Source organism: Pseudomonas sp. DP-17 (assembly GCF_022380625.1).
In the GTDB taxonomy this organism is placed as follows: Bacteria; Pseudomonadota; Gammaproteobacteria; order Pseudomonadales; family Pseudomonadaceae; genus Pseudomonas; species Pseudomonas nitroreducens_A.
Window position 1 is genome coordinate 188570 of the sequence record NZ_JAKSXG010000001.1, and the last position, 15533, is coordinate 204102.

The window sequence follows — 15533 nt, forward strand, 5'->3', positions numbered from 1 at the left end:
GATGACGGATCAGACGATGGAGAAAGATAAGGCGCTTTCTCCCATCCCCGTCAAGGAATCAGACCCATGCAACGCCTTCCCGCCCTGCTCTTCGCCGCTGCCCTGCTGCCCGCCGCAAGTCAGGCCGCCCAACCCGGCCTGTGGGACACCTATGCCAGCCTCAAACAACACGACTGGATTGACCTGACCCATTCGTTCGACAGCAACACCCCGCACTGGAAAGGCTTCGAGCCCATGGGCCGCAAGACGCTCTACACGGTGGACAAGGACGGTTTCCAGGTGGAGCTGTACAGCCACGTCGGCCAGTGGGGCACCCACGTCGACCCGCCGGTGCACTTCCACAAGGGCCTGCGCAGCGTCGACCAGTTGGACGTGAAGGAGCAGTTCCTGCCACTGGTGGTGTTCGACATTCACGAGCGGGTGGCGAAGAACCCCGACTATGTGCTGAGCCTGGCCGATGTGAAGGCCTGGGAAGCCAAGCACGGCCCCGTTCCCCAAGGCGCCTCCGCGGCACTGCGTACCGACTGGTCGCAGCGCTGGCCGGACCAGGCGAAGATGCAGAACCAGGATGCCAAGGGCGTGGCGCACTATCCGGGCTGGAGCAAGGAAGCGCTGGTGTACCTCTACGAGACGCGCAAGATCACCGCCTCCGGACACGAGACCACCGACACCGACCCGGGCATTGCCACCAGCAAGGACGACTACTCGCTGGAGTCCTACATCCTGGGCACCAACCACTACCAGATCGAGCTGCTCGCCAACCTCGACAAGGTGCCCGAAGCCGGCGCGCTGGCGGTGGTGAGCTTCCCGAAGATAGCCCAGGGCACGGGCTTCCCGGCACGGGTGTTCGCCATCCTGCCGTGACGTCGCGTGGGGCGAAGTCTATCGCGGACAGAGTCCGCTCCTACGCGGCCTGACAAATCGTAGGAGCGGACTCCGTCCGCGATAGGTCCCCGGCGGCTCCGGGCCCCGATCCGGCACCATAAAAAAACCGCGGCCCTGAGGCCGCGGTTTTCGTTTACCGCTACAGCAGTCGATCAGTGAACCAGGATCGAAGCCTTCTTCTGACGCACCTTCTCCGGATTGATCAGGAAGCGCGCCAGTGCCGGCAGCAGCCATAGGGCGCCGAACATGTTCCAGAGGAGCATGAAGGTCAGCATCAGGCCCATGTCGGCCTGGAACTTGATCGCCGAGAAGATCCAGGTGGCGACGCCGATGGCCAGGCACAGGCCGGTGAACAGCACCGCTTTACCGGTGGATTTCAGGGTCTCGTAGTAAGCCTCCTGCAGGGACAGCCCCTGGCGCAGGAAGGACTCCAGGCGGGTGTAGATGTAGATGCCGTAGTCCACGCCGATCCCCACACCCAGTGCGATCACCGGCAGGGTCGCTACTTTCACGCCAATGCCCAGGGTGGCCATCAGCGCGTTGCCCAGCACCGAGGTGAGGATCAGCGGCAGCACGATGCACAGGGTCGCGGTGAAGGAGCGGAAGGTGATCAGGCACATCAGCGCCACGCAGATGTACACCAGGATCAGAATGGTCAGCTCCGAGTGCTTGATCACGTCGTTGGTGGCAGCCTCGATACCGGCGTTACCGGCGGCGAGCTTGAACTTCAGGTCGTCCTTCTCGTTGGCCTTGGCGAAGTCCTGAATAACAGCCACAGCACGGTCGAGGGTCTCGGCCTTGTGATCGTTGAGGAACACCAGCAGGGGCGCCAGCGAGCAGTTGCTGTTGAACAGGCCTTCGGCGCGGCTGATGGAGTTGTTCAGCACGTCCTGGTTGCGGGACAGCGACTCCCACTTCAGATTGCCTTCGTTCATGCCCTTGATCATCTGCTTGGAGACGGTGACCAGGGAGATCGCCGACTGCACGCCCTGGGTGTTCTCCAGGCGCCAGGCCAGATCGTCGATGGCGGACAGGGTCTTGTGGGTGGAGCAGCCTTCGGCCTCGGACGCGACCATCACCACCAGCACGTCGGAGCTGGTCGAGTAGTTGCGGATGATGAAGTCGTTGTCCAGGTTGTAGCGCGAGTCAGGACGCAGCTCCGGCGCGCCCTGGTCGAGGTCGCCGATCTTCAGGTGATGGCCCTGCCACAGGCCGCCGGCGAACATCGCCAGGGCGATGACCACGGAGATCGGCGCCACGCTCGGGCTGGCGAAGTTGGACAGGGCACGCCAGAAGGGATGGTCGCGCACAGCGTCTTCCTTGCTGCGCTGCACCGCCTTCTTGCTGATGCCGATATAGGAGATCGCAACCGGCAGCAGAATCAGGTTGGTGAACACGATCACCGCCACGCCAATGGAGGCGCCGATGGCCAGTTCGCGGATCACCCCGATGTCGATCACCAGCAGGGTGATGAAGCCCACGGCGTCGGCGAGGATCGCGATCATGCCCGGCAGGAACAGCTGGCGGAAGGTACGGCGGGCGGCCAGCAGCGGGGTTTCCGCGTCACTGGACTGCAGGGCGATACCGTTGATCTTCTGCACGCCGTGGGAAATACCGATGGCGAAGATCAGGAACGGCACCAGCATCGAGTACGGGTCCAGCCCGAAGCCGATCAGGTGCAGGATGCCCAGCTGCCAGATCACCGCCACCAGCGTGGTGGACAGCACGGCGATGGTGGAGCGCACGCACTTGGTGAACCACAGCAGCAGCACCAGGGTGATGACGAAGCAGATACCGAAGAAGCCGACCACCATCAGCAGGCCGTCGATCAGGTCACCGACCTTCTTGGCGAAGCCGGTGATGTGGATCTTCACGTTGGGATTCTGCAGCTGGTACTTGTCGCGGATCTTCTCTTCCAGCTCATGGGAGAACTGGCGGTAGTCCAGCTTCATCAGCTTGCCCTGGTCCTTCGGGTCCGGGTAGACCTCCAGCAGGGGCACGTCGACGATGCTCGACTTGAAATTGTTGGCCGCCAGGCGGCCGATCTGGCCGGACTTGAGCACGTTGTTGCGCAGCAGGTCCAGGGCCTTGGCGGAACCGTCGTAGGTCTGCGGGATGACTTCGCCACCGGCGAAGCCTTCCTCGGTCACCTCGGTCCAGCGCACGCTCGGGCTCCACAGCGACTTCATGCCGGAGCGGTCGACGCCGGGGATGTAGAAGACCTCGTCATGGATCTGCCGCAGCGTCTCCATGTACTCCTTGGTGAAGATGTCGCCGTTCACCGCTTCCACCGAGATGCGCACGGTGTTGCCGAGGTTGGCCAGGTCGTTGCGGTGCTCCAGCATGTTCTGGATGAACGGATGCTGCAGCGGAATCATCTTCTCGAAGCTGGTGGACGGACGCACCTGCGTGGCCGACCAGGCGAGGAAGAGGGTCACCAGCAGGCACGCGATGATCACGAACGGCCGGTGGGTGAAGATGATGCGTTCCAGGAAAGTCGCCTTGTCCTGTTGATGCTTGTTCAGAGCGTTCATTGCGGCTCCCCGGCTTATTGTTGTTCTGTCAGCTCGGCGCCGGTCGCCGAAGCCAGGTGGATACCGCCCTGGCCGACCAGGACCAGGTTGCCATTGCCGGCCGCGCTCACGCCCGCGAGGGACAGGCGGTCCGGACGGTTGACGACGCTGAAGCTCACGCCGTCGTCCTTGCTCTCCAGTACGCTGCCGCCATGGCCGACGACGACGATGGTGCCGTCATCCAGCAGGCTGCCTTCGGAGAGGCCGAACTCCAGCTCGCCGCCGTTGGCGGTGGGCAGGCTGACCTGCTGCCAGCTGTCGCCGAAATCAGTGGAGCGGAACAGGTGGCCACGCAGGCCGTACGCCAGGACGGTGCCGGCCTGGGTGGTACCGGTGGCGCCGAACAGCGAGCCTTCGTAGGGGCCCTGGAGTTTTTCCCAGGTCTGGCCCCAGTCCTTGGAGCGGAACATGCTGCCCGCCTCGCCGACTACGAGCAGGCCGGAGTCCTTCACTGCCGCGATGGCGTTGAGGTGGAACTGGTCTTCATTGTCCAGGCGGTCGCTGACGTCTTCCCAGTGCTGGCCGCCATCGGTGGTTTCCAGCAGCGCGCCATAGGCGCCCACGGCCATGCCGTGGCTCTCATTCTGGAACCAGATGTCCAGCAGCGGCGCTTCGCGCTTCAAGTCCTCGAACTGGCGCACCCAGGTGGTGCCGCCATCGGTGGTGGCCAGGACCTGGGCGTCGTGGCCGACGGCCCAGCCCTTCTTGTCATTGACGAAAAATACCGAGGTCAGCAGCTGGCGGGTCGGCACGGTGGCCTGGGTCCAGCTCTTGCCTGCGTCGTCGGAATAGAGGATGTGCCCGTGATCACCCACCGCGACCAGACGCTTGCCGGCATGGGCGATGCTCAACAGCAGGCTGCTGGACGCCTTGGCGGAAACGATCGAGTTGGAATCGCTGGCGGCATCCGTGGCGGCAACGGCATGCAGCGGAGCCAGGGACATCATCAGGAAGGAAAACGCGCCGAGCAGGGAAACCGTCTTGCGCGACATCGCGAAGGAGCTTCGCACTCCCGATACGGGTTGCTCGCTCGAAGTGCGCCACAGGGGCTCACGCATATGCCTTTACCTCTTTTTCTTATGCAGGCGGTATGTAGTTTGGAGCTATATAGCCAGCCTTTTCCGGGGCTGACAATTAACGGCACGTTATCTTTTGTTAAGCCCGGAGCGCCTCACTCGAAAGGATGAGTGCATTTTGCCACCTCCTCCAAAAGGCGCGGCGCTGAAGGTTCTGCGCGGGTTGAGCGGTAACACTTTCGCCGCCGCCCTACGGATTCTGAGGATGTTTCGGCACCGAATAAAAAAGCCCGCCGAAGGGCGGGCTCTTTCAGGCGTGACACGAACTCAGCGGGTACCGCGGCGACGCAGGGCGGACGGGCTGAAGTAGGAATCGTCCGGCACGGCCTGGCTGAAGTCGATGGTGCTCGGCTCTTCGTTATCCAGGTTCTGTACGTGGTAGCGACGGGCCTGCAGGTCGTGGAAGGTATCCAGAGCAGTCCAGGTGGTGGGCAGCTCGTAGTAGTTCTTCAGGTAGGCCAGCGATACGCGCCACAGCTCGCCGCGACCGTCGTACTGGTCCACTTCGGCGGCGCCCCAGCTGTCCTCGTCGAGGAACAGCACGCGCTTGGAGTAGATGTGGCGCGCACCCGGCTTCAGGGTACCTTCGACGACCCACACGCGGTGCAGTTCGTAGCGGGTGTATTTCGGGTTCAGATGGTTGGGGGTCAGCAGATCCTTGTACTTAACCTCAGGGCTGGAAACCTTGTAGTTGTTGTACGGGATGTACATTTCCTTCTTGCCGATCAGCTTCCAGTCGTAGCGGTCCGGCGAGCCGTTGAACATGTCGGTGTCGTCGGCGGTGCGCAGGCCGTCGGCGGCAGCGATCGGGGTGTCGTAGGCCAGGTTCGGCGCACGGCGTACGCGGCGCTGACCGGCGTTGTAGCCCCAGGCCTGACGCGGCTCCTTCACCTGATCGAGGGTCTCGTGTACCAGGGCGGCACCACCAGCCAGGCGAGCCGGGCTCTTGGTGAACGACAGGTAGTAGAACAACAGGTTGTCCAGGTCGGAGAAGCTCTTGCCCTGGACGTAGTACTTGAACAGCGCCTCCTGCTGCGAGGTCACCAGCGAATAGTCGCCGTTGCGCTGCACGGCCACTTCGGATGCGCGCCGCACGATGTAGGTGCCGCGGTAGCGGGCGATATGGTTCCACACCGCTTCCACGCCGTTCTGCGGGATCGGGAACGGAATGCCGCCAAAGGCATCGACGAAACCGTTGCCGCCTTCGGCCAGCTTGGCGCTGGTGGCGTTCTTCAGGGTGTTGTCATACACCCATTGCGGCGCCGAACCACTGCGGCGGCTCGGGTAGACCGGCATCTGGAAGGTATCCGGGTAGGTGGCGAACAGTGCCAGGGTGCCCGGGGTCAGGTTGGCCTTGTACTGGTCAAGGTTGGCCTTGGTGATGGTGTACAGCGGCTTGTCGGCGGCGAACGGGTCGATGTGGTGCTGGCCCGGCTTGTAGTCGGCCGGCGCCTGGGTGATGCCACCGGTCCAGGCCGGGATGGTGCCCGCGGCGTTGCCGGCCTTCTCCGCGCCCAGCGGGGTCAGGGACGATTGCAGCTTGGCCGCGTCCTGCGGGGAAACCGCCGCCAGGGCGCTGCCGGCGGACAGGGCCAGGGCCACGGCGGCGCCGACCAGGGTACGCATGTTGCGCATGTTGCTTCTCCGTGAGGGGCACGCGGCGGGCACTTCTGAAGCCCGCCGCACGCTTGTCGTTATCAGAAGGAGTACTTGACGTTGAAGCCGACGTTGTCGCGATCGCGGCTGGCGTTGTTCTGCCCGGCGCCGTAGAACTCGGTGTATTGCAGTTCGGCTTCCAGGGCGTTCAGGTAGGTGGCCTTGACGCCCAGGGTGTAGGCCTTGCGGCCTTCGATGAAGTTGCCGGTCTGGTAGGAGTTGCCTTCGAAGTCGTCCTTGTAGACGGCATAGGGCGAAATGTTCACGCCGGCGAAGACGTCGTTCCAGGTACCCGACAGCAGCAGGGTGTAGCCATAGGCGTTCTTGTTCACCTGATCGTCGCGGTCGTAGCCGGAGATGTAGGCGCCGTTGCCGCGGCCGGAGTAGTAACGGGTGCTGCCGTCATACGCGGTGTACTGCAGGTCGCTGCCGCGCAGGTGCTCGGAAGCCAGCTCCGCGACGCCCATCAGCGAGTCGAAGGACAGCGACGGGCCGAAGTTGTAGATGGTGCCCAGGGAGGTGTTGAAGGCCTCGACGCGCTCGTAGTTGTGGATCTGGTCGCTCATCGAGACCTGGCCGCCGCCGATATTCACCGACTTGCCGCTGGCCAGCCCCGGAGCCTGGACCAGCAGGTCGCCGAGCAGGTCGTTGGTGGTGGCGATGCCGATCGGCAGGTTCGGGCGGTAGGCCAGTTCACCGAACACCGAGGCGTCGCCCACGGTGGTGTTGAAACTGAAGCCGTACATGCGGATGTTCTCGACGTACTCGCGACGGGCATTGACCTGGTTGGCGACATCCACGGAGGTCGCGCCGTTGACCAGGCTCAGCACCTGGCCGGCCAGGGCGTTGCCGCTGCCCGCGGCGCTGACGAGTTGGTCGTAGGAGGTGAAGCCACCCACACCTGCCAACTGGTCGAGGTTCACGCCGGCGTAATCGCTGTTCAGGTCGGCGTAGATGGTCGGCTCTTTCGAGTGGTAGTTGACGAAGTAGAAGCCGAACTCGGTGGAGTTCAGCTCTTCGGCCACATAGTGGAAGGCCACGCCGAACTGGCCGTCGTTCTTGGCGTTGATGTCCTTGCCGACGTTGGCGACCTTGAACACGCCGTTGGAGTCCAGGTACTGCGTGCCCTGGAGACCGCCCACGTGCGCCGCGGAAAGCTGCGGGTAGAGGCTCTGGAACAGCGGGTTGGAGAGCGCACCCACCGTGGTGTAGGCCGTGTTGCCGCCATCGGCGAACAGGTCGGTCTCGGAGAAGAAGGTGCCGACCGGGTCGATACGAGTTTCTTTCCAGTTCCACTGGTAGAAGGCGTCCATCGACAGGTTGTCGGTCAGGCCGATGTTGAAGCTCGCGGCCTCGACCGGCATCAGCACTTCCTTCAGCTCGGAGCCCGGCAGGCGGAACTTGGCGGCGTCCACCGGGTTGGTGGTGTTCACGCCACCGCGGTAGAAGATGCCCTCGCCCCAGTTGAAGACCTGGCGGCCCAGGCGCGCGGTCAGCGGATGGTCGGCCACGTCCCAGTTGCCGTAGACGTAGGCATCGAGGATCTCGGCGCGGTTGCCGGCGGCGTCGCGGGTCTCGCTGGTGAAGCGGTCGCTGTTGGGGTAGCTCTGGCTCGGCTGCGGCGGCTTGTTGTGGTCGTAGTAGTCGTTGCGCTTGTCCATGATCTGGGTGTCATAGAAAGCCGAGCCACGTACGAACAGGCCATAGTTCTTGTAGGTCGCTTCCAGGTCGGAAGTGATCTTGTACACCTCGGAAACCAGGCCGGTGTCGAAGTTGCGGTTGCCGTCGTTGCCGTTGATATCGTTGTTGGTCTTGTCCTGACCCTGTACACGCCAGAGAGTGCCGTAGGAAATGGTGCTGTCCAGCGAGCCGGAAACCTCGTTGTCGAGGAAGCTGAACTCGACGGCGGTCGCCTGGGCGGACATCAGCAGCGGCAGGATGCCTGCCAGGGCAAAGCCCGCACGAGCAGGCGCATAACGCAAGACAGGCTTGCGAACTGGGATTTCCATTAGGACTCACTCCATGGACTGATCATTCTTTGGCGGTGCCGCCACTGCGGGCGGTTCACCGTTTTCAGCCGTTACTCCACGGCCTTGTTGTCGTCGATCTGAAGGAAACTCCCCCAAGGTGCTCGACATGCCTCCCGCCCCATCGGACGGGCAAAGGCGAAGCGGGGTCCGGCGGTGCAACCCCAGTGCCAACAGCACTGATGTATCCGATTCTGCTTACAAAAAATAAAGAATCTGCGCGCTACTTTTTGTGACTGGTCGTTCACTGATCAAATCAAGTGACCGATTGCGCCACTCAGCACCCCGAATGGCGCAATCCGCCCCTGAAGGCTCGACGCAGACACATCGGCGCCATTCGCCCACTATCGGAAAGCGATAAGAATGATATCGATTAATTTCGATAGGTAACAAAAAGGTGTTACCAACAAGCGTTGGTAACACCTTTTCGAAAGTGCATGGCGCCCCTGGGAAGGGGCGCGGCGGGTGTGTTAAGCGAGGCTCTTGCTGACCACTTCGTATACATCGCTGGACAGCTCGCCGGAGGCGAGGATGCGTTCCAGCTCGGCCTTCATCAGCGCCTGGCGCGCGGGCGCGTACTTGCGCCAGCGGGTCAGCGGCGTCAGCAGGCGCGAGGCGATCTGCGGATTCAGCGCGTTAAGGGTGATGATCTGGTCGGCCAGGAAGCGGTAGCCGGCGCCGTCCGCGCGGTGGAAGTTCACCGCGTTCTGGTTGGCGAAGGCGCCGATCAGCGCGCGGATCTTGTTCGGGTTCTTCAGGGTGAAGGCCGGATGACTCATCAGCGCCTGCACGCGCTCCAGCCCGCCCGGCAGGGTGCACCCGGCCTGGACGCTGAACCACTGGTCCATCACCAGCGGGTCGTCCTTGAAGTAGTCGGCGAACATGGCCAGCGCGTCGGCTTTCTCCTTCTCGAACGATGAGTTGACCAGCACGGCGAGCGCGGTCAGGCGCTCGGTCATGTTGTCGCAATCCTTGTACTGCTCCTGGCACGCGGCGAGCACTTCGGCCTCGCCGCTCTGCATCAGGTAGGAAAGCGCAATGTTCTGCAGGCTGCGGCGGGCGATGTGGGTCGCTTCGGCGACGTAGGCAGTCTCGCGGGACTGTTTGCGGTTGGCCTGATAACGCTCCCACAACTGCTCGTGCAGTGCCGCGCCGATCTGCTGGCGGGCGAACTCGCGGGCGGCGTGGATGGCGTCGACGTCAGCCACTTCGCTGATCTCGGTGAGGTAGGCCTCGCTGGGCAGCGAGAGCATCTCGGCGACCATGGCCTGGTCCAGCCCGGTATCCAGCAGCAGGGTACGGAAAGCGATGATCAGGCGCTCATCCAGGACAAGCTTCTCGCCGCGCTGGTGCTGGCCGATCAGCTCCTGCAGGACCTGCACGGACAGCTGCTGGCCGGCTTCCCAGCGATTGAAACCATCCTCGTCGTGCTGCATGAGGAACATCAGCTGGTCGCGGTTGTAGGGGAAGCTCAGTTTCACCGGCGCGGAGAAACCGCGCAGCAGCGAAGGCAGGGGCTTCTCGGCGATGCCAACGAAGGTGAAGGACTGCTCGGCCTCGGTGACCTGAAGCACGCGGTCACTGCCATGGGCGTGTTCTTCACCCTGCAGACGCAGCGACAGGGCGTTGCCCAGCTTGTCGATCAGGCCCATCTGCACCGGGATGACGAAGGGCTGCTTCTCGTTCTGCCCCGGCGTGGCCGGGCAGCTCTGGCGGAAGGTCAGGGTGTAGCTCTGCGCCCCGGCGTCGAAGCTCTCCTCCACCGCCAGGCGCGGGGTGCCGGACTGGCTGTACCAGCGCTTGAACTGGGTGAGGTCGACGCCGTTGGCGTCCTCCATGGCCTTGACGAAGTCGTCGCAGGTCACGGCCTGGCCGTCATGGCGTTCGAAGTACAGGTCGGTGCCCTTGCGGAAACCGTCGGCGCCCAGCAGGGTGTGGATCATCCGCACGACTTCGGAGCCCTTCTCGTAGACGGTCAGGGTGTAGAAGTTGGAGATCTCGATGAAGGAATCCGGGCGCACCGGGTGCGCCATCGGGCCGGCGTCTTCGGCGAACTGGTTGGTGCGCAGGAAGGCCACGTCCTCGACGCGCTTGACGGTGCGCGAGTTCATGTCGGCGGAGAACTCGCTGTCGCGGAACACGGTGAAGCCTTCCTTGAGCGACAGCTGGAACCAGTCGCGGCAGGTCACGCGGTTGCCCGACCAATTGTGGAAGTACTCATGGGCGACGACGCCTTCGACGCGCTGGTGCGCGGCGTCGGTGGCAGTCTCTGCCTTGGCCAGCACGCAGCTGGAGTTGAAGATGTTGAGGCCCTTGTTCTCCATGGCGCCCATGTTGAAGTCGTTGACCGCGACGATCATGAAGATGTCCAGGTCGTACTCGCGGCCGTAGACCTTCTCGTCCCAGCGCATCGAGTTCTTCAGGCTGTCCATGGCGTGCTGGACCTTGTCGATGTTCTCCGGCTCGACATAGATGCGCAGGGTGACTTCGCGCTCGCTCATGGTGGTGAACTGGTCTTCGACGCACCAGAGGTCGCCGGCGACCAGGGCGAACAGGTAGGCCGGCTTCTTGAACGGGTCCTGCCAGGTCGCCCAGTGCCGACCGCCCTCTTCCGAGCCGCTGGCCACCGGGTTGCCGTTGGACAGGAGCACCGGGTACTGGTGCTGCTCGGCCGACAGCGTGGTGGTGAAGCTGCTCATCACGTCCGGGCGGTCGAGGTAGTAGGTGATCTTGCGGAAGCCTTCGGCCTCGCACTGGGTGCAGAACATCTTGCCGGACTTGTACAGGCCTTCCAGCGCGGTGTTGCTCTCCGGGTGGATGCGCACGGTGCTGTCGACAGTGAAGGACTTCGCGGTCGGCTGCAGGGTCAGGTGGTTCTCGTCCTGCTGGTACTGGCCGGCTTCGAGAGGCTGGTCGTCCAGCGCCAGCGACAGCAGCTCCAGTTGCTGGCCGTCGAGCACCAGCGGCGGCAGGCCGTCGCCGCGCTCCGGGTTGCGGCGCATCACCAGCTGGGCGTGGACGAGGGTGTGGTCCTCGTACAGCTCGAAGGTCAGGTTGGTCTCGTCGATCAGGTACTCGGGTGCCTGATAATCCTTGAGGTAGATGACTTTCGGTTGCTCGGTACGCATGGCTTTTGGCCCCTTGGAAGGCGGCAGGCGGGATGGGCCGGCCGGAGGAATACTTGACTCTAGCGATTGGAAACGGCGCGGGCGAGTCGGGAACGCATCTATCCCTAGATGCGTTCCTCGTGCCGGAAATTCAATACAGGTTCGATCAGGCGCTGATGGCCAGCTGGTACGCGGTGAACTTGCGCACGTTGATCACGCCGGTATCGAAGATCAGGTACTGGCCCTTGATGCCCTGCAGGGTACCCTCGACCACCGGCGTCTTGTCCAGATCGAAGCTGGTGATCTTGGGCAGGTAGGCCTCCACCGGATAGCTGATCTCGATGGGCTGCATGTCCATCACCGGCTGGATCGCCTGCAGGCCGAAGCGCTGTTGCAGGGCGACGATGCCTTCGGCGCAGGCGTCGAAGATCCGTTCGCGGATGGCGATCAGGTCCAGCGGCTCGGCCTCGCCCTTGAGCAGTGCGCGCCAGTTGGTGCGGTCGGCGACCTGGCTGCGCAGCAGGTCCTCGACGAAGCCGGATTGCTGGCGGGTCGCCACGCGCATGATCGGCAGCGCCTGGCGTGCGCCCTGGTCGATCCAGCGGGTCGGCACCTGGGTGGCGCGGGTAATACCCACCTTCACGCCCGAGGAGTTGGCCAGGTAGACCACGTGGTCGGTCATGCAGAAGCGCTCACCCCATTCGGGGTCGCGGCAGGAGCCTTCCTCGAAGTGGCACTTCTCCGGGCTCATGATGCAGCTGTCGCATTGCGCCAGCTTGGTAAAGCACGGGTAGCAATAGCCCTGGGCGAAGCTCTTCTTCGTCTTGCGCGAGCAATGGCTGCAGAAGATCTCGCCCAGGTATTCCAGGCGCACCGTCCTGCCGATCAGCGGGTTGACCGGGACCTGCGTATCACCCAGGCGGAAGGCGTATTGCACGGGGCTTTCCAGGCGCGCCGACATCTTGTCCAGGGCGCCGCGTCCAAGCTCCTGCATCAGTGCAGCGAGTTGGACGAGAAGAGGATGTTCGGGATCGGCTCGGCGTGGGACTCGCAAGCCTGCGGGCCCATGTAGCCGGTGCGCTGGTCCTCGGGAAGGTTGTCCATCTCCCAGGCGATCATGGCCTGCAGGGTCAGCTCCTTCTGTTCCTGGGACAGCTTGCGACCATCGGGCCATTTGCCGATTTCCACGGCCAGCTTGAGGCTCTCGTAGATTTCGGGAGTGATGTTCTGGATCATTTCGGCGAAGGACGACATGGGCCGGCTCCTGCAGGGGAAAAACGAAGCCGGCATTCTACCGGGCGAAAGCCCTGCGCGCACGAACGCCGGTCAATCGGTTGCACAGCTTCCGCTCGGCGTAGGGGTGCTTTCGCAGGATGGCGTGGAGCGAAGCGATACCCATCAATCCCCGCAGCGACAGCATGGGTATCGCCTAGGCTCCAACCATCCTACGGGGAGCCGGCTTTCCGCCGCGCCAGCAGCCCGCCGACCAGGCCGCTCAGGCAACCCGCCACCAGCCCGCCCACATGGGCACCGTTGGCGATGGAGCCGAAGCCGAGCAGGTCGATCACGCCCGACAGGCACACCAGCAGCCAGATCAGCATCATCCCCACCACACCCTTGGGCAGGTGGTAGGCCGGCGTCGGCGCCATTCGCTGGAAGATCCAGCAATGGCCCAGCAAGCCGTAGAGTACGCCGGACAGGCCGCCGAACAGGCTCGGCCCGCTCCAGCTGTACTGCACCAGGTTCGACACCAGGCCGAAGCCCAGGCTCAGCCCCAGCAGCATCCAGGCGCCCTGGCGATACTCGATGCGCCGGCCCAGCTCCCAGTACCACATGGCGTTCATCGCCAGGTGCAGCCAGCCGAAGTGGATCAGCATGGGCGTGAACAGGCGCCACCATTGCCCCTGCGCCAGGGTGTCGGACAGCGGCTGGAACAGCGCGCGGTCCTCGCCGACCATCTGGAAATCCTGGAAGGTGAACCAGCGCAGCGTCTCCGGGGAGGTGCCCAGCAGAGTGATGGCGGCCACAACGAAGGTCACCAGCAGCACCGCTGCCGTCATGCGGCTCATCTTCAGTTGCTGGACGAAACCCGGCCCACGGCGCTGGCTCTCGGCCTGCACGGCGAACTGCGGGTCGCCCTGCGGATAACGCTCATAGAGCGTGCGAACCTGCTCCGCCAGTTGCGCGTTGGGCACCCAGAGCACCTGCTCGCCGGATTCCTCGCTGACCCGGAACGGCACGTTCAGCCGCTGCAGCAGGGTGACGAACTGCCCCAGGTCGACTGCCGCCGGCAGTCGCATTGCTTCAATCGCGCTCACTCATCGCCCTCCGGACGCTTCACATCGACCCAAACGAACTTGTTGCGGTCCAGCCGCGTCTCCTCGTCCAGGCGGTAGGCCACAAGCTTGCCGTACATCACCGCGCTGTAGTCCAGGCAGGCGAGGTTCGGGCGGATCGGCGCCGGGTTGCCACGCCGCCAGTAGTGGCCGACGAACAGCAGAGGCTCGTCGGCGCCGTAGGTCAGCAGGCGCGATTTCTGCTCCTCGCTCAGCCGCTCGCTGGCGACCTCGTCGGGCAGCGCGTCGGGCTGGAACACGATGTCGCCGTAGGTCTCCGGCGCGCGGTCCTCTTCCCAGAACTTGGTGCGGAAAAAGGCACGGGTAAAACCGTCGCTGCCGGTCAGTGTCAGGCCATTGGGCAAGCGCATATCGGTGCCGCGCAGCAGGCGGTCGCAGGCCTGCTGGGCAAAGCTGCCCGGCTCGGCGGTTGCCATGAGGAAGGCTTCGTCGATGCGCCCCTCGGGGAACTGCTGGCGCAGCGCGTCGATCACGTCGTGGTCCCAGCAGGCGTGGACCATGCGGAAGCGCCCGGCGTCGAGGAACAGCGGCATTTCCTGGAACCAGCCGAGGAAATCGCGCCAGTCTGCCGGGTGGCCTTCGAACTGATCCAGGGTTTCCTTGATCAACCGGGCATGGCGCGGCGTGTGCTCACGGACGTACTGGCGGCCGCTGCCCGGCGCGGCGGGCGTGGACCAGCCGAGGGCGTTGAATTCATGGTTGCCCATGATGCACAGCGCCTCGCCGGCGGCAACCATGTCATGCACCCGGTGCAGTGCCTCGCGGATACGTGGGCCACGGTCGATGAGATCACCCAGGAACAGCGCCTGGCGCCGCGCATGCCGCCAAACGCCGCCCTGCAGCCGGTAGCCCAGGCGCTCCAGCAGGCGGTCGAGGGTGTGCGCGCAGCCGTGGATGTCGCCGATCAGGTCGTAGCCGCGTGCGGGGTCGAGTTCCATCACTCGCTGCTCCCGAGGCGGCTGCCCCAGCCCAGCTTGGTCCGGCAGACCTCGTAGTAGTTGTGGTCGATGGGGTGGATCAGGCGCAGCTTCTGCGGCTTCTTGCTCACCGTGACGGTATCGCCCGGCGCACAGGTGAAGTGGTTCTGGCCATCGCAGGAGACCTGCGGATAGATCTGCATGTTCGGCGAGACGACGATCTTCAGCTCGCTGTTGCCGTCCACCACGATGGGGCGGCTGGAGAGCATATGCGGGTACATCGGCACGACCACGATGGCGTCCAGCTTGGGATGCATGATCGGCCCGCCGGCGGACAGCGCGTAGGCGGTGGAGCCGGTCGGAGTGGCGACGATCAGGCCGTCGGCCTTCTGGCTGCAGACGAACTGGCCGTCGATATACAGCTCGAACTCGATCATCCGGGTGGACTTGCCGGGGTGCAGCACCACATCGTTCAGCGCGTCGCCCTGGCCGATGGATTCGCCGTGGCGGCGCACCAGGGCATCCAGCAGGAAGCGGCTTTCGACTATGTACTGCCCGCCGAGCACCTCGGCGACCTTGGTTTCCAGTTCGTCAGGGCGGATATCGGTAAGGAAGCCCAGGCTGCCACGGTTGATCCCCAGCACCGGCACCTTGTGCCGCGCCAGGGCGCGCGCAGCGCCAAGCATGCTGCCGTCGCCGCCGACCACGATCACCAGGTCGCAGATCTCGCCCATGATCTTTCGCGAGCAGGTCTGCAGGCCGTGGCCCGGCAGGACCTCGGCGATGGTGTCCTCGAGGATCACGTGGAGGTGGCGCTCGGTGAGGAATTTCTTCAGCCGACGGATGGTTTCCAGGACCTGGGTGCTGCCCAGGCGGCCGATGATGCCGATATTGCGAAAGGGTTCCATGGGACTCCGGACGGCGTTGCGGATGCT

11 protein-coding genes are annotated in these 15533 nt (G+C 64.0%); 1 reads left to right on the forward strand and 10 read right to left on the reverse strand.

Going from position 1 to position 15533, the window contains the following annotated elements:
• Positions 1 to 66 precede the first annotated feature (66 nt).
• Entirely contained in the window at positions 67 to 864 is a 798-nt protein-coding gene (locus MJ122_RS00860) for a cyclase family protein (RefSeq protein ID WP_239741804.1), read from the forward strand.
• Between the two features lie 173 nt (positions 865 to 1037).
• On the opposite strand, the gene MJ122_RS00865 is transcribed toward MJ122_RS00860, so the two are convergent.
• The 10 genes from MJ122_RS00865 to MJ122_RS00910 all read right to left on the reverse strand — a co-directional run bounded on the left by MJ122_RS00865 (position 1038) and on the right by MJ122_RS00910 (position 15506).
• A complete protein-coding gene (locus MJ122_RS00865; RefSeq protein ID WP_239741806.1) occupies positions 1038 to 3419 on the reverse strand; it encodes an RND family transporter in 2382 nt (793 codons plus the stop codon).
• Between the two features lie 14 nt (positions 3420 to 3433).
• Positions 3434 to 4516: a YCF48-related protein gene (locus tag MJ122_RS00870; RefSeq protein WP_239741808.1), complete on the reverse strand. Its 1083-nt coding sequence runs from the start codon at positions 4514 to 4516 to the stop codon at positions 3434 to 3436.
• Between the two features lie 285 nt (positions 4517 to 4801).
• Entirely contained in the window at positions 4802 to 6169 is a 1368-nt protein-coding gene (locus MJ122_RS00875; protein ID WP_239741810.1) for a DUF1329 domain-containing protein, read from the reverse strand.
• 62 nt (positions 6170 to 6231) lie between these two features.
• Entirely contained in the window at positions 6232 to 8199 is a 1968-nt protein-coding gene (locus MJ122_RS00880) for a DUF1302 domain-containing protein (protein WP_088416810.1), read from the reverse strand.
• 488 nt (positions 8200 to 8687) lie between these two features.
• Positions 8688 to 11345: an aminopeptidase N gene (gene pepN, locus MJ122_RS00885; protein WP_239741812.1), complete on the reverse strand. Its 2658-nt coding sequence runs from the start codon at positions 11343 to 11345 to the stop codon at positions 8688 to 8690.
• 145 nt (positions 11346 to 11490) lie between these two features.
• Positions 11491 to 12318, reverse strand: a complete 828-nt coding sequence (locus MJ122_RS00890) for a DUF2797 domain-containing protein (protein ID WP_017519348.1) — start codon at positions 12316 to 12318, stop codon at positions 11491 to 11493.
• Positions 12318 to 12578 (reverse strand): DUF1315 family protein, encoded by a 261-nt coding sequence (locus MJ122_RS00895; protein ID WP_017519349.1) that lies wholly within the window; start codon positions 12576 to 12578, stop codon positions 12318 to 12320. Before MJ122_RS00895 ends, MJ122_RS00890 begins: the two co-directional genes overlap by 1 nt.
• Positions 12579 to 12769: 191 nt before the next feature.
• Positions 12770 to 13642 carry a rhomboid family intramembrane serine protease gene (locus MJ122_RS00900; RefSeq protein WP_088416808.1) on the reverse strand — a complete coding sequence of 291 codons (873 nt, stop codon included), beginning with the start codon at positions 13640 to 13642 and terminating at the stop codon, positions 12770 to 12772.
• Positions 13639 to 14619, reverse strand: coding sequence for a metallophosphoesterase (locus tag MJ122_RS00905; protein WP_239741814.1), 981 nt, complete (start codon positions 14617 to 14619; stop codon positions 13639 to 13641). Before MJ122_RS00905 ends, MJ122_RS00900 begins: the two co-directional genes overlap by 4 nt.
• A complete protein-coding gene (locus tag MJ122_RS00910) occupies positions 14619 to 15506 on the reverse strand; it encodes an NAD(+) kinase (RefSeq protein WP_017519352.1) in 888 nt (295 codons plus the stop codon). The genes MJ122_RS00905 and MJ122_RS00910 overlap by 1 nt, the downstream gene beginning before the upstream one ends.
• Between the last annotated feature and the right edge of the window lie 27 nt (positions 15507 to 15533).